Source organism: Streptococcus suis (assembly GCF_002960425.1).
GTDB lineage: Bacteria > Bacillota > Bacilli > Lactobacillales > Streptococcaceae > Streptococcus > Streptococcus suis_S.
The window spans coordinates 53,921-72,808 of record NZ_POIZ01000028.1; the positions used below are offsets into that span (position 1 = coordinate 53,921).

Genomic DNA, 18,888 nt, shown 5'->3' on the forward strand with positions numbered 1-18,888 from the left:
TTTATTTTCCTGTAAAATAGCGAACCGCTGAAACAAAGAGCCCTTGGTCTTTCTTACCTGGAATATTTTGGAAAAGACCGTCCTCGTACCGCTCCGAATGCCCCATTTTCCCGATAATCTGACCGTTGCGGCTGGTAATGCCCTCAATGGCATGGCTAGATCCATTTGGATTGTACTTAGAGTCCATGCTTGGCTGACCAGTAAAGTCAACGTATTGGCTAAAAATTTGACCATTATCCCGCAAGATAGCGAATTCCTCGTCCGTAACCACGAATTTCCCTTCCCCGTGGGATACTGGGATAGCATGAATATCGCCAACTTGGACACCTGCCAACCACGGAGAGTTGACATTGGCAATCCGCGTTTCCACCATTTTGGCAACGTGCTGGTTAGCATCATTGTAGAAGAGGGTCGGACTGCTTTCACCGGCATCCTCAAAGTTTCCATACGGCAGCAAGCCCGATTTGACAAGGGCCTGGAAGCCATTACAGATACCGATGATGAGGCCACCTTTTTCGATAAATTGGTCAATAGCAGAGCGGACCTTGGCGTTTCGTAAGATGGTCACGATAAACTTGGCAGACCCATCTGGCTCATCCGCAGCCGAGAATCCCCCTGCAAAGAAAAGAATATGTGCCTTGTTAATATTGTCAACCATCGTGTCAACTGACTTTTCAATACTCTCTGCATCCAAAGTCACAAATGGAACAAGATTAACTTTTGCACCAGCCTGTTCAAAGGCCTTGGCAGAATCGTATTCTGAGTTGGTACCTGGGAAGACTGGAATGTAAACTACAGGCACTTCAACGGCTGCTTTAGATTTTATAGCCGCTGAACTTGTAACTGCCGGAACATCCTGCAACTCTGTCGCCTGTTCAAATTCCGTTGGGTAAACCTCTTCTAGTTTACCTTCAAAGGCTGCTTGCAAATCCTGTCCAGCTAGGTTGACACCGTTGACAAGGAGTGTAAAGTCAGCGATGGTTTGTCCAATTTTCACAGCATCTGGAATGTCTTCTTTCGAGGTGAAGACAAAGCCGCCAAGTTGACCTGTCAAGCTGGTTTCAAGGTCTGCAAGCTCGACTCTTGCTCCGATTTGATTTCCAAAGGACATGAGGGCTAGGCTTTCTAGAACACCACCATACTTGACTGCACTAGCAGCCGTAATCACATAATCGCTCTGCCATTTTTCAAAAGTCTCAAAATTAGACTTGATCAGGGCAAAATCAATATCTTCGGACAAAATCTGACCTGGTAAGTAGTAAATGTGCTCACCAGCCGCCTTGAACTCAGGCGAGAGGACTTTGCGGCTGTCTGCCGTGGTCACACCAAAGGCAACCAGGGTCGGCGGAACTGTCAAGTCCTCAAAAGTACCAGACATGGAGTCCTTGCCACCGATAGATGGTAGGCCAAGCTGAATCTGAGCCTCAATCGAACCAAGCAGGGCCGCTACTGGCTGACCGAAACGATCCGCCTGCTTGTCCATGCGTTGGAAGTATTCTTGATAGGAGAAGCGAGCCTTGGACCAGTTAGCCCCTGTTGCCACCAAGCGAGCTGTCGCTTCAATGACCGCATAGGCAGCCCCGTGATAAGGAGACCAGTCTGCCAGATAGGGATGATAGCCCTGAGCCATGACAGAAGCCGTCGTCGTCACGCCGTGTTGGACAGGTAGTTTCTGCACAGAACTTTCTGTCGGTGTCAGCTGGTGACGTCCTCCGAGAGGGTGGTTGACGGTTGAACGACCAACAGATGAGTCGAAAATCGTCTGCAAACCTTTCTGACTAGCATGGTTGAGGTCTGAAAGAAGGTCTTTCAAGTCCTCCTGTACAGTTTCAACGGAAGTTCTACGTGTTTCTGGCAAGTTGACAGCACTGTCAACTACCTTGGCATCCACCACCACGCGCACCCCGTTGGTATCAAGGAAGGAACGTTCCAAATCAACAATGGTTTGTCCATTCCAGGTCATGACCAGGTTTGGTTTTTCCGTCACTTTGGCCACGACAACCGCATGGATATTTTCCTGACGGCAGGCTGCGATGAAGGTATCTACGTCTTCCGGACGGACAACGACGCTCATCCGCTCTTGTGATTCAGAAATGGCGATTTCCGTTCCGTTCAAACCTGCATACTTGAGTGGTACCTTGTTTAAGTCGATTTCTAAACCGTCTGCCAGTTCTCCAATAGCAACGCAGACACCTCCTGCACCAAAGTCATTGGATTTTTTAATCAAGCGAGTCACGGCACCATTGCGGAACAAACGCTGAATTTTGCGTTCTTCAATAGCATTTCCTTTTTGGACTTCTGCACCAGCTGTTTCCACAGACTCGACGGTCTGTACCTTGGACGAGCCTGTTGCCCCACCGATACCATCGCGACCTGTTTTACCACCTAGTAAGATGACCACATCGCCTGCGACTGGCTTTTCACGGACCACATTTTTCGTAGGAGCAGCTCCGACTACGGCACCCAGCTCCATACGTTTTGCGACAAAGCCTGGGTGGAAATATTCACGCACATAGGTGGTCGCAAGACCGATTTGGTTACCGTATGAAGAATAACCATGTGCTGCTGTTTTAGAAATGATTTGCTGTGGCAATTTCCCTGGGCGAGTAGCTGTTAGAGGCTGGGTAATATCGCCCGCACCTGAAATCCGCATGGCTTGATAAACATAAGAACGACCTGACAAAGGATCACGAATGGCTCCACCGATACAGGTTGCAGCACCACCAAAAGGCTCGATTTCTGTTGGGTGATTGTGGGTTTCATTCTTGAACATGAGAAGCCATGGCTCTTTCACGCCATCCACATCCACTTCAATCTCCACCGAACAGGCATTAATTTCATCCGACACTTCCATATCATCCAGACGTCCGTTTGCCCGCTCATAGCGACCAAAAATGGTCGCCATATCCATAAGCGTCTGCGGTTTGTCTGTCCTACCTAACTCTGTTCGCATAGCCAGATACTTGTCATAAGTCGCCTGCAATTGCTTGTGGAATTTTGAAGCTGAAAAGTCAATAGACCTCAATTCGGTTTCAAAAGTCGTATGACGGCAGTGATCACTCCAATAAGTATCCAGGACCTTGAGTTCTGTTTCCGTTGGCACTCGCCCGATTGACTTGAAGTAGTCCTTAATGAAAAGCAAGTCTTCCACTTCCATAGCCAAGCCAGCCTCACGCTTGTAAGCCGCAAATTCCTCTGCCCCATAGCTATCAAAAAAGTCCAAGTTTGGAATAGTCGCATCTGACACCGAGAACTCCTGAGCCACCAAAGGAGCATCCAAGTCCTTGAAACGCGAATCCACAGGGTTCAGCAAATAGTTCTTGATAGCAGCTAACTCTTCTTCCTGCACATTGCCATTCAAGATATAAAGCTGACCTGTATTGACACGCACCTCCTGACGACTGCCCAATAAGAGAAGGGCCTCCTGACTGCTGGCCGCCCGCTGGTCAAACTGACCAGGAAGAGCCTCAATCGCAAAATAAGCAGCCCCCGCCAAGCCCAGCTCAGCTTCTGACAAGACCTTGTCCGTCACCTGCTCGGTAAAGATATGCTTGATTGCCTGCTCCAGCAAGTCATCCTCAAGATTGAAAACATCGTACACCTGCACCAGACGTACACTCGTCAAACTCGTCAGCTGCAAATTATGGGTCAACTCCTTGCGAAGAGCCTCCGCCTTAATCTGAAAATCCGCCTTCTTTTCAACAAAAATCCGCTTCGCCATTTTTTTCCAATCCTTACTTCACTTCTTGTAACTTTGCCAATACGACCTCGTAAACCTCGGTCAACTCCCCGAGACCCCGACGGAAAACATCCTTGTCCAGATGATTGCCATCCGCATCCCACAAACGACAATTATCAGGCGAAAACTCATCCGCCAATAAAATCTGACCAGACGAGTCGACCCCAAATTCTAGCTTGAAGTCCACCAAAGTCAGCCCAATCTGCGCAAACAAGTCCTTCAAGAATCCATTAATCCGCCGTGTTTCTTCCTTGATATAGGCAATCTGATCCTGATTAGCCAGTTCTAAAAAAGCAATATGTTCATCGTTGATAAAAGGATCGTCCAATTCATCTTTTTTATAGTAAAATTCCACGATTGGAGTAGATAAGGTAATCCCTTCTTCTACCCCAAAGCGTTTTGAGAAAGAACCTGCTGTCACATTTCGCAAAACAACCTCAAGAGGAATAATCTCCACCTTCTTATTCAACTGCTCTGTATCCGACAAGCGCTTGATAAAATGCGTCTGGACACCAGCTTCATTCAACTTTTCAAAAATCAAAGAGGAAATCAGATTGTTGAGCCGGCCCTTGCCCACAATCTGTTCTTTCTTACCACCATTAAAAGCTGTCGCCTGATCCTTATAAACCGCAACAATCTGGTCGCTGTCAGCCGTAGCGTAGATGTCTTTGGCTTTTCCTGAATAGAGAAGGTCTGTTTTCATGAGAATGTTCGCCTTTCGTAAAATATTCTAGTCTTTTCGTTTATTCTATCACACAATATTCGTGTTAAAAAGCATTTAAGGGTAGTTTTTTTAAAAATAAAGAAAAACGATCGTAAACTACGAACGTTTTTGTAATTCTTCATAAATAAAATCCACAATATCTGCTAATGTTTCAAAGCGCTCAATCGCTGCATCTGGAACATCGACACCAAACTCGTCTTCCAAGGTCAATACGAATTCCATAATTTCCACTGAATCCGCAGCTATATTATCTGCTAAAGAAGATTCTGCCTGTACTTGAAAATCATCGCCCTTCTCCTCTTGGATAATAGCAACAACCCGCTGATAGATCTGCTCTCTAGTCATTGTTTTCCTCCACTACTGAAAATTTGGCAACCGATTTTTCGACAATGCCAGCCTCCAAAATGGAATGTGTCTGCTTGATTGTATAGAAAATCGACTGAGCATCGCTAGACCCGTGGGCCTTGATAACAGGAGCCTTCAGTCCGAGCAAGACAGCACCACCAGCCTTCTTATAGTCCATCGCCCCCAAGGCCTTTTTCAAGGTTGGCTTGACCAAAAGACCACCCAATTTAGCACGCAAACCGCCATTCTTGATTGAGCCCGTCAACTGACCAACGATGGATTTTGCAGTTCCTTCAACTGTTTTCAGCACAGCGTTTCCCGTGAAACCATCCGTCACGACCACATCCGCCACGCTGTTAAGCAACTCACGCGCCTCCACATTTCCGATAAAGTTAATCGACTTGTCTTCCGCCAAGAGTTTATAGGCTTCTTGGTGAACTGGCGTGCCCTTGGTATCTTCCGTACCGTTGTTCAAAAGTCCCACACGAGGTTGTTTGACCCCACGCACATGCTCCGCATAAAATGAGCCAAGGATACCATACTGATAGAGGTGATGAGCTGTATTTTCAGCATTTGCCCCCAAGTCCATCATATCAAATCCCTTGCCATCCATAGTCGGAAGAGTTGACATAAGACCAGGACGGTCGATATGCTTGATACGACCGACCACAAAGACACCTGCTGCCAAAAGAGCACCCGTATTTCCAGCCGACAAGACCGCATCTGCCTGACCATCCTTGACAGCCTTGGTCGCTAGGACCATAGAAGCCTCTTTCTTCCGACGAATAGCCTTGACAGGCTCATCATCTGAATTGATTTTCTCCGTCGTATGAATGATGCTGACACGCTCTGTCGCTGTCAAATACTGCTTGATCTTAGCCTCATCACCATAAAGTTGAATGTCAATGTCTGGAAAGGCAGCCAAAGCTTGATTGACACCTTCTACCACTGCCTGAGGGGCATGATCCCCACCCATAGCATCTACTGCAATACGTTTCATCTATCTAGTTCCTTCACTTTAGTCTTAGAGATATTATAGCACGATTTCAGCTTTTTTCCTATTATTGAAAATAGCAGAGCAAATAAAACACCCCCTTCTCTCAGCAAGAAAGAGGATAAAATCTTAAAATTCCATCTTTTTAAAATACTTCAAGGTCAGATAGGCTAATACCGTCGAATAAACCAAGGTAACCAAAATAGATGTTCCTAAAGTTGAAAACAGGCTTGCTCCTTCATACAAGGCATTAATGTTACCAGTTGGAAAGAAACTAGCCAAACCAAATACACCTAAAATACTTGACCCAAGTGAGTAACCAAAGGCAACTGCCATAGTCGCTCCGACCCCTGAGTACAAGGAAACACAAGCAGCCAGCAAGACACAGACCAACATATCTAGCATGCCACCAAGGATACTTTGAACAAACCCTGCATTTTCATCCGCCAGTTGATCCCAGAAAGTCAAGGTAGCATAATCCATATGTCCAAAACGTGTGTAGTAATAAGGCACCATCACCAATAGGAAGATTCCTGTATAAATAAGGACAATCGTCACCAGACTCAAGACCTTGGCCCAAAAGATGTCCTGACGCTTGATGTCCTTATAGAGAAACATAGTATGACTATCCGCCTCACCCTTGAAGACTGTATAGGTTAGATAGAAAAGGGCAAGGATAGGTAGAGTAAAGTCATTTGAAGACTTAAATAAACTACCAGTCAAAGCTACAAATGAATAAAGATAGCCGTCACTTGCACCAGGCACCATGAAGTTGGAACCTTTTGGTAAAAAGGTTGAAGCCAGAAAAAGAGTCGGAAAGAGGAGGGCAAAGGCAAGGAAAATCTTGGTTTCCTTCCTCTTCCAAACACTGACAAAAACAGGTTTAAAAATTGCTAACATATTATTCACCTCGACTAAAAATTTCTTTCAAGTGGTTTTCTTTTACATGAAGCTTGCTGATCAAGTTTTGACTAGCTAGGTAGGCTAGGACAGCATTGAGTTCTCCACTACTTGCCTGAGTGGAAATCTCTAGGACATCCCCATCCAGAGTAATCGTCCCTGTCAGATAAGCTGAGAGAGCTTCCTTATCTGCTCTGCTATTGACCTCTACCAAGACGCTTGGAGCTGACTGCCCAGCAAACTCATCTGCCAACTGACCTTTTTCGATATAGACATAGCGCTCACAGAGAGCTTCCAACTCGCCAAGCTGGTGACTGGAAATCAGCATAGAGATATTGCGCTCCTGTGACCAAGACTTGAGAATATCGATCAACTGTTGGACACCGACAGGGTCCAGGCCCACGAAAGGCTCATCCAAGATGAGGAAGTCTGGCTCTGCTACCATCGCGATAGCCAAAGCCGTCCGCTGTTTCATACCAAATGAGAACCCTTTTGGCTTACGATTGCGAGCCTCCCACAAGTCTAAGAGCTTGAGAGTCTTTTCAATATTTGCAAACATCTCTGTCCGACCATGCAAAGTAAGGTAAAACTTCAAATTATCAATAACCGACATCTCTGGATAGAAAACAGGGTCAATCATAATCCCAAAATCCTTGAGCAAGTTATCTGCCGTATGAATATCCACACCATTATAGGTAATGGTTCCTGTTGTCGGCTTGAGGGATTTGGCCATCAATTTCATCAAGGTAGATTTCCCAGCTCCGTTTTTACCGATCAGGCCAACTATTTCACCTTTTTTAATCTCCAAACTCACATCTTTCAATGAGTAAAAGTCATTTCCAGCAAATTGTTTTGATAGGTTCTTGATTGTAAGCATTGTTATTCTCTCTTTCTTAGATATCTTTTAATATTCAATTTTTTCAAAATTCTTGCGTGCCGAACGATAGGCTAATCCAAAATATAGCAGGAGCAAACCTAGACTAATAGCAAGAGCAAGTCCAAATGGAAACTGTCCAGCCAGTTTGGTCGCATAGGTTGGTGGGAAAGCATAGCGAAAACCATTTAAGAGTGGACCTACTTGAGCAAAGAGGTTGAAAAGTACCCCAGTCAAGACAGCCAGTAAGGTTGTTCGCTTGATGGATACTGCCACTACCAGACTGATTAAAATCAGATTTAAGCCAATCATCGTCAAGATATAGAGCAAACTATAAGTAGCTTGATGAGCAGGAAGCCAGTGAAAACCATACCGGGGAGCAATTGTAACGACATAGGTCAGGCTAGCGATAAGAACCGTCCCCAAGAAGTAAATCAAATAGACAGCAAAGAGACTGAGTAACTTGGCATGAAGAATACTAGATTTCTTGATATCCTTGTAAAGAAACAGGATTCCTGAACCAATCTCATCACGAAAGACCGACGATACGATAAAACCCATGATTAAGGCAGGTAAGACCAACTGGAATTGCAACTCCAAAGCCGACACGATAAAGGAAAGCCAACTACTTGCCACATCTGTGTTGATTTGAGCTCCTATACCAGCCAAGCTAGTTACCAACAAGGGCAAGAAGGCAAAGGCTAAAAGAATATTCACATCACGTCTTTTAAAAACGGATTGAAATACTGAAGGAAACAGATTCATAATTTAACTCCTTAGGACTACTACTCAATGAAAATCAAAATCAGGCTAGCTCCAAAGGTTTGGGGAACCTTTGGAGGTTGGAAATAGAGCGAACATCGTTCGTGTCTATATGGTGCAGATAGAACTCTGTTACTTTTCATATTTTCAAGTAACAGGCTGAAAACCTCCACTGGAGCTTTTCAGTCATCAAATCAAGTCAACAACGCCTGATTTTGATTTTCTAAGAGTATTGATTTATTTTACAAGAAGAGTATACCCCAAAAGAGCAATAAAAAATGACCACTCTAATGAATGGTCGTTTATTTGTCATGAACGGTAAATGTTATGTTTCAGCCGTCTGTGGCACATGTAGTTCTTGACGGAATCGAAAAGCCTGACTAGTCGTCACCAGTCTACAAGACGGATAGTGTGACAGGATTTTCTGTACATTGGCCAAACCAATGCCTCGTCCCGCTCCCTTGCTGGATTTCCCATAAGAAAAGATAGATTTTGTCTGAATCCGTTCTTCTGCTGTGCTATTTTCGATGATAAGAATTTTTTCACCTTGGTCTTCAAAATAGGCCACAAGCAGACTCTTCTCAGCTGACAAACTGGCTGCCTCTATGGCATTGTCTAAAAAGATTGATAAGATGGTCACCATATCCAGCAATTCGATTCCTACTGGAGCGGTGCTGGCTTCTTCTATCTCAACGGTCAGCTGAATCCCCCGACTTTGAGCCTCCATCAGCTTAGCAGATAAAATACTTTTCATCGCAGTATTATCCAGATGAGCTAGATTTCCTATATCATAGGCATCTTGATAAAATTTCTGGTCTGTCCCTGCTAAAACCGTTTGATAGATAGCCCTGATTTCACTCACATCTTCCTGCTTGATAGCTTCATTGAGACTGACCAAGATATTGGTATAATCATGTCGAAAACTTCTAATGTCCTTATACAGGCTTTCCACATGCTGACTGTAGTCTTCTAAAGAAGATAATTGAGCATCCTTGGCTTCCTGCAATTCCTCAGTCAACTGCTCTTTTAGCTTGGTATTAAGGAAAAAGAGACTACCGATAAAGTAAGCAAAATAAATCTTAATAAAATCTAGATAAACCTGACTGTCCCCTATGCCAATAGCTACCGAAAAGTCCATTTCGCCTACTGATTGCCCAAAAACGAGCAACGCATGCACCACAACAACATAGAAGAGCATAGAATAAATTAGGTTCTTGAGACTCTTTTTAAACTTTGGATAAGCAAAAACCTTCTTCATGTGCTGAAAATCAATTCCCAGCAAACGGATAAAGGTCCGATAAAAAGGAATAAAGAGCAAAAGGACCACTACCACAAAGAGAATATCAAGCCATTCCAGATGTGTCTGCCATAGTTGAAAGGTTGTCCACTTAAGCTGGTAAATCCCAAAGGTTCGCTGAAACAAATCAACCAAGACAAAAGGTACCAAACCGTAGAACAATGATTGAGACCAAGTCCAAGACCGTTGAAATATCAAAAGATAGACCAAGAAATAAAAGGGTTCAAGGTAAGGAACACTGTCTGGAAAAAGGAGGAATAATCCCGAGAATAGACCTGAGAAAATAAACAATCGCCACCATTTCAAGCTCAGCTGACTCAACTGATTAAAAACTCCAAGCTTGATAAACCAGTCGATGAAGGACACTAGAAATACTAAACCAATAGCCATCATTTCCCTACCCTTTCTAGCAAACCTTTCAGTTTCATCCGAGAGACCAAGCAAGATTCCTCCTGTTCAAAATACACCATCCGATCCACAGCATCCACACGAAGAATATTAGCAGGATTAACTACATAAGCCCGATGACTCTGGTACAATCGTTCATCCGTTTTAGCAATATCTGACACCTTGCCATAAAACTCTGTATGACCTGACTTGGTTGTCAAGACGACCTTATGAGGCGTTGAAGAAGTTTCAAAATATAAAATATCTGAAAAAGGAACTTGAATCTGAGAAAACTCACTCTTGAAAACAAAAGCATCATCGCTCACAGTCTGACTAATATGACTATAAGCATGTTGGAGAACATCTGCCACCGCTTCCTTAAAGGCAGACTCATCCAACCCCTTATCAATAAAATCAAGAGCTGACACACGGTATTTATAGGTCAAAGGCATAAATTCCGAATGCGTCGTCACAAAAACAATCACAGCATGCGGATCGCGCGCTCTTATCTCCCGTGCAATCTCCATCCCTTTCTTCTCCTCACCTCTAATCTCAATATCTAGGAAAAAGAGCTGATGATTTCCAGTCTCTGTCACAGCCTCAAGTAACTGCTGAGGTTTTCCAAACACTTCCAATGTCTTGTAGGCAACGTCACTCGTTTTTACAGCTTCCTCAATCGCCTGCTCCAACCTAGCTTGTTGTATAAAATCATCTTCCAAGATAAAAATCCGTAACATCTCATCCCCCATTCATGACAAAATAAAGACTGTTCATGACAGCTCCACCCCATTTTCTCTAAAATCTCCTATACTAAGATATATCAAAGAAAGGAAAGAAGCCTACATGATCTATATCCTAAAACCATTCTTCTATCCAAACACGATAGAAAGGATTTTAAACCAACTTGGGCGACCCTTCCAAGTCAAACACAAGGAAGATTTTCCCGTCGCCCATCAAATTAACTACTATTTTATCATAAATACCCCTCAAAACATATTCTGGGATGGAATGAAGGTAGCAAAAACCATTCGCCAGCGAGATGACACTGGACAGCTCATCTTGATTGATGAAGAGCCTGACTACCAAGTCTGCTTCCGAAGCCACCTCTCCTTTCTAGCTGTCCTGACACCAGACCAAGCTAGAGCAGAATTAAGGGAATATCTACAAAACAGCCCTCTCCACTGAGAAGGCTGTTTTTATAGTCGAATGAATTAGCTTTCAGACAAGGAACTGAGGTGCAGGCTGCTAGAACAGCCTAGAGGCTGTTCTAGGTTGGAGATAAGACTTGCGAAGCTAGTTACTTTCGTAGAGTACGGCAAGACGAAAGTGACGATGTTTCAAAGTTAATTCAAATGACTATATTTATTCTTCTGGTTTCATAATCTTCCCCCAAGAAGACAAATCATCTATAAATTTCTTGGATTTCAAGTGAATCCCCACATATTCCTCATACAGCTGGTCAATAAAAAGCCGTAATTTTCGCTTCATCTCAGGCTTGATGGAGATGGTTTCTAGCTCATCAAAGGAAATAGCCTGAAATTGATTAAGCAAATAAGGAACATTGGGATCCAGATAAGCCCGTCGCTCATCTTGTTGATAGTGTTGCGGACACAAGACACCGCTGTACTTGTAGGAATAGTCAAAAGGCAAGCCAACCCGATGACAAAAAGCACACTCGTGAAAATTCAGACTGATCCCAAACCGACCCAAGATCTGAATTTCAAAAATATTTGTCAAAATTTCATAGTCCAAGCCAGATTCCATCAAGTCCAAGGTCTTGACCAAAAAAGCAAAGAGAGCTGGGTCATAGACCTTGTCCTGCAAGGCCGCATCTGCCAAGGCCAAGATATAGGTAGCATAACTGAGCTTAAAAATATCGCCGTTGATAGCTTTAAAAGGCTGGACTTGATGAAAATCTTCTATATAGGACAGACCATCATCATTGATTTTGACAATAAAATCGGCATAGGTCAAGGGTTGGATAGCAGCAACCAGCTTAGACTTAGAAGCATGTTTCACGAAAAACATCCGCTTGCCAGCCTTCTCCGTAAAAATCTTGACCAGCTTATCATCTTCCCGAAAGTTGCGATTGTAAAGGACTAAGCCTCTAGTTTCAATTCGTTCCATTTTCTTCTAGATAGTCCTTCAAACGAGCCATGGCTGTTTGAATTTTCTCCATACTTGCTGCATAGGAAATCCGCACATAGCCTTCCCCGTATTGACCAAAGGCCGCTCCTGGAATAAAGGCCACCGCTTTCTTCCTCGCAAAGTCCTGCAAGAAACTAAAGGAATCTTGGTTGTAACCCGCAGGGATTTTGGCAAAGATATAAAATGCACCGTCAGGCTTAATAATCTCAAAGCCCAAATCCGTCATCTTCTCGATGATGTAATCCCTACGCTTGACGTACTCCGCCCGCATCGGAAGCGCATCATCCTTACCATTTTTCAAGGCTTCAACCGCACCATACTGCATAGCTGTAGACGCTGCTGTTACCAGATACTGGTGGCTCTTGATGATTTGAGCGATAATAGGAGCCTGACTCATAATCAAGCCAATCCGCCAGCCTGTCATGGCATGGGACTTAGACAAGCCCTGAATCAAAATAGTCTGCTCTGGTAAAAACTCCGCAATCGAAGTATGAGGCTGACCAGTGTACGTCAACTCCGCATAGACCTCATCCGACAGGACAAAAATAGGGTACTTACGAATAATATCAGCAAAAGCCTGAATCTGCTCACGTGAGTAGGTCACACCTGTTGGATTGGCAGGATAGTTGAGAATGACCGCTTTTAACTTATCACCCTGGGCAACAATAGCCTCTTCCAACATCTCAGGTGTCAATACGAAATCATTTGCCGTCGTATCGATTTCAACGATGTCTGCTCCCACCATATTGACAATCGGCTCATAACCAGGATAGGCAGGGGCAGGTAAGAGAACTGTGTCTCCAGCTTCCAAAATAGCCACCAAACTCGCTGACAAGGCCTCTGTCGCACCAATGGTCGATAAAATTTCCGTATCTGGATTGTAGTGCAAGTTGTATTTTTCAACCACAAATTCCGCAGCAGCCTGACGCAACTCCAAGAGTCCAGCCATACCTGTATAATAGCTCTGATTAGCATCAATTGCTGCCTTGGCTGCCTCTTTGACATGGTCTGGCGTTGTAAAATCAGGCTCACCCAAGGTCAATTTCAAAATCCCTGGTACATCTGAAATTGACTGATCAAACTGACGAATCATTGAAACCTCAATGCGATTCAAATTTTTATTAAAACGGTCATGTAACTTCATAGCCGGCTCCCTTAAACTCATAATTGTATGCGAACTAAAAAGCTAGTGATGTAGATAAATCCCCTTAAAGTCCTACCGACTTCCTCACAGATTTCCTAACATCATACGCTTTTCTTAACGCTCTCATTACTTATATAAGAACATTATACCAAAAAGAAGAGCCATCAGGCTCTTCCAACTTATTATTTAGCAATTCTAGTTTCAAACAAAGGTGATAGTGGACGTTTTTCATGGATACGAATAATAGCATCCGCCAACAAATCTGCTGTCGAAATATGTTCAATCTTATCAATCAAACGTTCCTGGGGAATTTCGATTGTATCCAAAACAACCAATTTTTCAATTGCTGATTTTGTAATATTATCCATAGCTGGTCCTGACAAAACAGGATGGGTACATGATGCATAAACAGCCGTTGCACCTGCTTCTGCCAAAGCATCTGCCGCATGACAAATGGTACCAGCAGTGTCAATCATGTCATCAATCAAGATACAGGTCTTGCCTTTAATATCGCCAATAATGTTCATGACTTCCGACGTATTCATCTTATCAACACTACGGCGTTTATCAATGATCGCAATCGGTGTTTTCAAGAATTGTGCTAATTTACGGGCACGTGTCACACCACCATGGTCTGGTGAAACAACCACATAGCCATCACCTACCATACCGCGACGCTCAAAATAATCAGCAATCAGCGGAGCTCCCATCAAATGATCCACTGGAATATCAAAGAATCCTTGAATCTGAGCAGCATGAAGATCAATAGTTAACAAACGATTCACACCTGCAGTCTGCAACATATTAGCTACTAATTTAGATGTGATTGGCTCACGAGCACGAGCTTTCCGATCCTGACGTGCATAGCCATAATAAGGCATTACTACGTTTACTGATTCAGCAGATGCACGTTTCAAGGCATCTACCATAATCAAAATTTCCATTAAATTATCATTAACAGGTGAGCTAGTTGACTGAAGAATGAAGACATGAGTCCCACGAATTGATTCTTCAATATTCACTTGAATTTCACCATCTGAAAACTGACGAACACTTGATTTCCCCAAAGGAATTCCTATTTTTTTCGACACCTGTTCAGCTAACTTCTGATTTGACGAAAGAGCGAACAATTTTAAGTCAGTAAACGCCATGACAGCCTCCTCTATATTTCTACCTTTACTATTCTAACGCTTTTTCTTGCATTTTTCAAACAAAAATAGAGCGCAGTTTTACTACGCCCTGTGAAAATTCTTAATATGGAGGATAGATGTAGTAAACAGCACCCTCTGAAGTTGTTGTTGGATTGAAGTAGCCACCACGGTGGTTGCCAATATAACGACGACCCATATAGTTAGATTCTACAACCTGGATACTTGTAGAAGATTCCACTGCAGTAACAACCGCAACGTGACCATAGTATCCACCAGTCCATACTGCAATTGCTCCAACCTGTGGAGTTGAACCTGTACGGAAACCTTCTGCTGCTGCTGAAGCCAACCAATGTTTCGCATCACCCCAGTACGGACCAACCCATGAAAGTTGTGATTTAACACCCCAAGTACATTCACCAACTGGATAAGATGAAGCATCAAAGCTAGCATTACGAGCTGCTGCTGAATTACCAGAACCCGTTGAAGATGACACAACTGGAGTAGAAACAGTTTGTGTCACAACAGGCTCACTAGCTGCAACAGTTGCAGTAGATTCAGCTACTGCCGTTTCAACTGGTGCTGTTGCAACGACTGGAGCCGCAACTGATGCTGCCTGTTGTGCAGCTAAAGCACGTTGTTGAGCTTCATATTCTGCCTGACGTGCTGCTGCCTGACGTGCTGCCTCTTCTGCTGCCGCTTTTTGTGCTAGCAAAGAGTTTTTTTCATCTTCAGCAGTTGCTTTTTGAGCAGCAAGATTTAATTGAGCAACTTGTAATTCTGCCTGACGAACCTGTAATACCTGTGCATCGTCTTCCAATTTCTGACGGTTAGCAGCTAAAGTATTGATAGCCTCTTGGTTAGCCTTCTGTTTTTCTACAATAACTTCTTTATCCGTTTTTTGTTGTTCCAACATACGATTGTTGGCCGCAACAATCTCACGCATTGCATTAACACGTGATACAGCATCAACAATTGATTTTGAATCCAAAATTGTATTGATATAACTAGAAGCAGAAGCATCAGTTTGCGCACTACGAGCTTGTTCTTTCAAAGCACCATCACGTGATACAATATCAGCTGATAAACGCTCAATATCTGCTGCCAAAGCCTGTGATTCAGCTTCCAAACGGGTATTTTCTTCTGTCAATTTTGCTTGTTCAGCAACAATTTCATCTACTTGCCCTTGAATAATATCAACCTGTTGTTGAGCTTCTGCTTGTTGAGCTGTAAGTTCATTGATTTGTTGATTTTTTGCTGCAATTTGACTATCAACATCATTTGCAACAATCACAGCCACATCATTCAAACTTGCAAGAACAACAGTACTTAACAATAATGTAGCTAAAATTTTTTTCTTCATAAACTAGTACTAACTCCTCTATACTTTCTGACTATACCATTTTAACAAAAAAATTGCGTAAGTATATTACGCAATTATTACATTTCTATGTCTTATTCGTAATTCCAAAAATCCGTTCTAAGACAGGTTGGATAAGTAAAAACAAAATAAGATTAAATAATAAACTCGGTAGTAATTTATTAAAAACAAAGATGAAAACAGACAAATTTGTCATCTGAAATACTCTAGCAAATAAATAACTAATAAACTCAAATTGAAAAATAGAAACCAATAAAATCAATAAATTGATTGACCTATTGCTTCCAACTCCTTGAAAATAGAAATAAATACAAAAAATAACAAGAGGAAAAGTGGTCGTTGCAATTCCTACTAAGGAAAGATAAGATATGTCATAAATCAGTCCCAACAGAGCAAAAATGACTAAAGAAATAGGGAGAGAAACATAGTTTGCATAAAAAATAGCAAGCATGAGTAAGATATGGCAAGATATAGCAAATAAGCCAGCTGACATATTGGATAAAAGGGTCGATACCTGCCCATCAATCAATAAAACTAAAAACAGAACAGGAAACATGAAAAATTCTAAAACTCTATTGCGCATCTGATTGACCCACTACTAATACTGAATAAATAGATGAAAAACTAGCCGATGGCTCTACATATAGTTCACGATTTAAGTTATTGCTGCTAGCCTTAACCGAACGAACTTTTCCAATTTGAACATTAGCAGGTGTCGCACCAGCCAAATCACTCGTCACAACGTTACTACCAAGCGCAATATCATCCGTAGCATTCAACTGATTGATAATAAAACTATTGGAATCCAAATCAAACCCAGATAGAATACCATATATATCTTTTGTATTACTGCTGATTTTGACAGGAAGTTTGGTGAAATCATCAGCATTGGTAAACAATTTTACCAATGAAGAGTTCTCCTCAACGGAACTAACTACACCAACTAAACCACCATTTGATACTACCAGAGCCTTTTCAGTAATCCCCTGATTCTGACCAACATCAATCGTCAACTGCTCCGACCAAGAAGCAGGAGTTCTAACCAAAACCGAACCTGCAACATACACCTTATCTGAAAAAGACGAAGCCATTTCTAAACTTTTTCTCAAGCTATCATTTTCAGCTTTTAAACTAGCATTCTCATTTGCGAAATCTTGTGCAGAGAGCAAGGACTTCTTTAGTTCCTTATTTTCTTCGTAGGTAGCAAACAAATGCGAAAGAGAGGACTGTTGCTCAGAGAAATACCTAGTAGGAACTGATAAAAAAGATTGGATCGGTCTAACGAGTAGATTTATTGAAGAATTGACAAAAGGTAACTCTGCCCCCTTTAAAAAAGTTAAAAACAATAATGAAAATGATAATAGAAGAAAAACAGAAATTACAATCAACAATTTAGAAAACTTATTCATAACTCCTCCAACAAGATACAATAAAACGAGAGTATCAAAAGATAATCTCGTTCAATACGGAGAATAAGGGATTCGAACCCTTGCGCCAGTTACCCGACCTAACGATTTAGCAAACCGTCCTCTTCAGCCTCTTGAGTAATTCTCCATTTATATAACATTATGGGCACGAGTGGAATCGAACCACCGACCTCACGCTTATCAGGCGTGCGCTCTAACCATCTGAGCTACGCGCCCAAGAACATATACTTGGACATGTAAATAATGGCGCGAGACGGAATCGAACCGCCGACACATGGAGCTTCAATCCATTGCTCTACCAACTGAGCTACCGAGCCATAAGATTATTGTAGACCTTAATTTCAACCTACAACTACAAGTTAAAACAACTCCATCCAACGGTAGTGAAAGGAGGATGTGGGATTCGAACCCACGCACGCTTTTACACGCCTGACGGTTTTCAAGACCGTTCCCTTCAGCCGGACTTGGGTAATCCTCCAACTATGGACCTTGTAGGACTTGAACCTACGACCGCTCGGTTATGAGCCGAGAGCTCTAACCAGCTGAGCTAAAGGTCCAGCAAACAAGAGTAAATAGCGGCGAAGGGGATCGAACCCCCGACCTCCCGGGTATGAACCGGACGCTCTAGCCAGCTGAGCTACACCGCCAAAAAATATAAATCGGGAAGACAGGATTCGAACCTGCGACACCTTGGTCCCAAACCAAGTACTCTACCAAGCTGAGCTACTTCCCGCAATCATTAAAAATAAAGCTCCCCTAATGTTATCATTAAGCGAGTTATGCACCCTAGAGGATTCGAACCTCTAACCGCCTGATTCGTAGTCAGGTACTCTATCCAGTTGAGCTAAGGGTGCTTCTATAAAGTCCATGCCGAGGACCGGAATCGAACCGGTACGATGTTGCCATCGCAGGATTTTAAGTCCTGTGCGTCTGCCAGTTCCGCCACCCCGGCCTCTCAAAGCGAACGACGGGATTCGAACCCGCGACCCCCACCTTGGCAAGGTGGTGTTCTACCACTGAACTACGTTCGCAATCTCTTCTAATGCCGGCTACATGACTTGAACACGCGACCCTCTGATTACAAATCAGATGCTCTACCAACTGAGCTAAGCCGGCCTATTATTATTTCCTTATGCGGGTTAAGGGACTTGAACCCCCACGCCCGAAAGCGCCAGATCCTAAATCTGGTGCGTCTGCCAATTCCGCCAAACCCGCATATGACTCGTGCTGGGCTCGAACCAGCGACCCATTGATTAAAAGTCAATTGCTCTACCAACTGAGCTAACGAGTCGTAAATATGTCGCAAACTTTCGTTTACTCTATTTCCAACTTCGAACTATCTCCTAGATATTTCGAACGGTCCCGACGGGAATCGAACCCGCGATCTTCGCCGTGACAGGGCGACGTGATAACCGCTACACTACGGGACCTATGGGAGTTAACGGGATCGAACCGCTGACCCTCTGCTTGTAAGGCAGATGCTCTCCCAGCTGAGCTAAACTCCCTTGCGCTAAGCGACTACCGTATCTCACAGGGGGCAACCCCCAACTACTTCAGGCGTTCTAGGGCTTAACTGCTGTGTTCGGCATGGGTACAGGTGTATCTCCTAGGCTATCGT

General features: G+C 43.3%; 16 protein-coding genes, 15 tRNA genes and 1 rRNA gene. 1 reads left to right on the forward strand and 31 read right to left on the reverse strand.

All coding sequences use genetic code 11. From position 1 onward, the window contains the following. Position 1: 1 nt before the first annotated feature. From C1G57_RS03015 to C1G57_RS03055, 9 genes are all read right to left on the reverse strand, one after another. The gene (locus tag C1G57_RS03015) at positions 2-3,721 is read right to left on the reverse strand and encodes a phosphoribosylformylglycinamidine synthase (RefSeq protein WP_105113681.1); all 3,720 of its coding nucleotides are present in this window, start codon (positions 3,719-3,721) and stop codon (positions 2-4) included. A gap of 13 nt (positions 3,722-3,734) precedes the next feature. After that, positions 3,735-4,442, reverse strand: a complete 708-nt coding sequence (gene purC / locus C1G57_RS03020; protein WP_105113682.1) for a phosphoribosylaminoimidazolesuccinocarboxamide synthase — start codon at positions 4,440-4,442, stop codon at positions 3,735-3,737. 117 nt (positions 4,443-4,559) lie between these two features. Continuing rightward, positions 4,560-4,808: a phosphopantetheine-binding protein gene (locus C1G57_RS03025; RefSeq protein WP_105113683.1), complete on the reverse strand. Its 249-nt coding sequence runs from the start codon at positions 4,806-4,808 to the stop codon at positions 4,560-4,562. After that, positions 4,801-5,808 carry a phosphate acyltransferase PlsX gene (gene plsX, locus C1G57_RS03030; protein ID WP_105113684.1) on the reverse strand — a complete coding sequence of 336 codons (1,008 nt, stop codon included), beginning with the start codon at positions 5,806-5,808 and terminating at the stop codon, positions 4,801-4,803. The genes C1G57_RS03025 and plsX overlap by 8 nt, the downstream gene beginning before the upstream one ends. A gap of 123 nt (positions 5,809-5,931) precedes the next feature. Next, complete coding sequence (locus tag C1G57_RS03035) at positions 5,932-6,702, reverse strand: hypothetical protein (protein WP_105113685.1); 771 nt, start codon at positions 6,700-6,702, stop codon at positions 5,932-5,934. A 1-nt stretch (position 6,703) separates the two neighbouring features. Next, complete coding sequence (locus tag C1G57_RS03040) at positions 6,704-7,579, reverse strand: ABC transporter ATP-binding protein (protein ID WP_105113686.1); 876 nt, start codon at positions 7,577-7,579, stop codon at positions 6,704-6,706. Positions 7,580-7,606: 27 nt separating this feature from the next. Next, entirely contained in the window at positions 7,607-8,341 is a 735-nt protein-coding gene (locus tag C1G57_RS03045) for a hypothetical protein (RefSeq protein WP_105113687.1), read from the reverse strand. A gap of 322 nt (positions 8,342-8,663) precedes the next feature. Then, positions 8,664-10,028: a sensor histidine kinase gene (locus C1G57_RS03050; RefSeq protein ID WP_105113688.1), complete on the reverse strand. Its 1,365-nt coding sequence runs from the start codon at positions 10,026-10,028 to the stop codon at positions 8,664-8,666. After that, a complete protein-coding gene (locus tag C1G57_RS03055; RefSeq protein WP_105113689.1) occupies positions 10,025-10,759 on the reverse strand; it encodes a response regulator transcription factor in 735 nt (244 codons plus the stop codon). Before C1G57_RS03055 ends, C1G57_RS03050 begins: the two co-directional genes overlap by 4 nt. Before the next feature lie 271 nt (positions 10,760-11,030). Between C1G57_RS03055 and C1G57_RS11090 the strand changes: the two genes are divergently transcribed. Further along, the gene (locus C1G57_RS11090) at positions 11,031-11,207 is read left to right on the forward strand and encodes a hypothetical protein (protein ID WP_161941093.1); all 177 of its coding nucleotides are present in this window, start codon (positions 11,031-11,033) and stop codon (positions 11,205-11,207) included. 177 nt (positions 11,208-11,384) lie between these two features. On the opposite strand, the gene recO is transcribed toward C1G57_RS11090, so the two are convergent. From recO to rrf, 22 genes are all read right to left on the reverse strand, one after another. Beyond that, entirely contained in the window at positions 11,385-12,149 is a 765-nt protein-coding gene (gene recO, locus C1G57_RS03065; RefSeq protein ID WP_105113691.1) for a DNA repair protein RecO, read from the reverse strand. After that, positions 12,136-13,314 (reverse strand): pyridoxal phosphate-dependent aminotransferase, encoded by a 1,179-nt coding sequence (locus tag C1G57_RS03070; RefSeq protein ID WP_105113692.1) that lies wholly within the window; start codon positions 13,312-13,314, stop codon positions 12,136-12,138. The genes recO and C1G57_RS03070 overlap by 14 nt, the downstream gene beginning before the upstream one ends. Positions 13,315-13,496: 182 nt before the next feature. Further along, the gene (locus tag C1G57_RS03075) at positions 13,497-14,465 is read right to left on the reverse strand and encodes a ribose-phosphate diphosphokinase (protein WP_105113693.1); all 969 of its coding nucleotides are present in this window, start codon (positions 14,463-14,465) and stop codon (positions 13,497-13,499) included. Positions 14,466-14,565: 100 nt separating this feature from the next. After that, a complete protein-coding gene (gene pcsB / locus C1G57_RS03080) occupies positions 14,566-15,825 on the reverse strand; it encodes a peptidoglycan hydrolase PcsB (protein ID WP_105113694.1) in 1,260 nt (419 codons plus the stop codon). A gap of 85 nt (positions 15,826-15,910) precedes the next feature. Continuing rightward, positions 15,911-16,426 (reverse strand): rod shape-determining protein MreD, encoded by a 516-nt coding sequence (mreD, locus tag C1G57_RS03085; RefSeq protein ID WP_105113695.1) that lies wholly within the window; start codon positions 16,424-16,426, stop codon positions 15,911-15,913. Further along, positions 16,416-17,252, reverse strand: a complete 837-nt coding sequence (gene mreC / locus C1G57_RS03090; protein ID WP_105113696.1) for a rod shape-determining protein MreC — start codon at positions 17,250-17,252, stop codon at positions 16,416-16,418. Before mreC ends, mreD begins: the two co-directional genes overlap by 11 nt. A 57-nt stretch (positions 17,253-17,309) precedes the next feature. After that, positions 17,310-17,397, reverse strand: a tRNA-Ser gene (locus C1G57_RS03095). A gap of 15 nt (positions 17,398-17,412) precedes the next feature. Further along, positions 17,413-17,486: transfer RNA gene (locus tag C1G57_RS03100), tRNA-Ile, on the reverse strand. Between the two features lie 28 nt (positions 17,487-17,514). Beyond that, positions 17,515-17,587, reverse strand: a tRNA-Phe gene (locus tag C1G57_RS03105). A 71-nt stretch (positions 17,588-17,658) separates the two neighbouring features. Beyond that, positions 17,659-17,748, reverse strand: a tRNA-Ser gene (locus tag C1G57_RS03110). A 5-nt stretch (positions 17,749-17,753) separates the two neighbouring features. After that, positions 17,754-17,827, reverse strand: a tRNA-Ile gene (locus C1G57_RS03115). Positions 17,828-17,843: 16 nt separating this feature from the next. Continuing rightward, a tRNA-Met gene (locus tag C1G57_RS03120) sits at positions 17,844-17,917 on the reverse strand. Between the two features lie 12 nt (positions 17,918-17,929). Beyond that, positions 17,930-18,003, reverse strand: a tRNA-Pro gene (locus tag C1G57_RS03125). A 47-nt stretch (positions 18,004-18,050) separates the two neighbouring features. Further along, a tRNA-Arg gene (locus C1G57_RS03130) sits at positions 18,051-18,124 on the reverse strand. A 14-nt stretch (positions 18,125-18,138) separates the two neighbouring features. Next, positions 18,139-18,222: transfer RNA gene (locus tag C1G57_RS03135), tRNA-Leu, on the reverse strand. Positions 18,223-18,229: 7 nt separating this feature from the next. Further along, positions 18,230-18,301, reverse strand: a tRNA-Gly gene (locus C1G57_RS03140). A gap of 12 nt (positions 18,302-18,313) precedes the next feature. Further along, positions 18,314-18,386, reverse strand: a tRNA-Thr gene (locus C1G57_RS03145). Positions 18,387-18,403: 17 nt separating this feature from the next. Beyond that, positions 18,404-18,485 (reverse strand) — tRNA-Leu (locus tag C1G57_RS03150). A gap of 3 nt (positions 18,486-18,488) precedes the next feature. Continuing rightward, positions 18,489-18,561 (reverse strand) — tRNA-Lys (locus C1G57_RS03155). Positions 18,562-18,627: 66 nt separating this feature from the next. Continuing rightward, positions 18,628-18,700, reverse strand: a tRNA-Asp gene (locus C1G57_RS03160). 2 nt (positions 18,701-18,702) lie between these two features. Beyond that, positions 18,703-18,775, reverse strand: a tRNA-Val gene (locus C1G57_RS03165). 4 nt (positions 18,776-18,779) lie between these two features. Then, positions 18,780-18,888, reverse strand: a 5S ribosomal RNA gene (rrf, locus tag C1G57_RS03170); the annotation flags it as partial.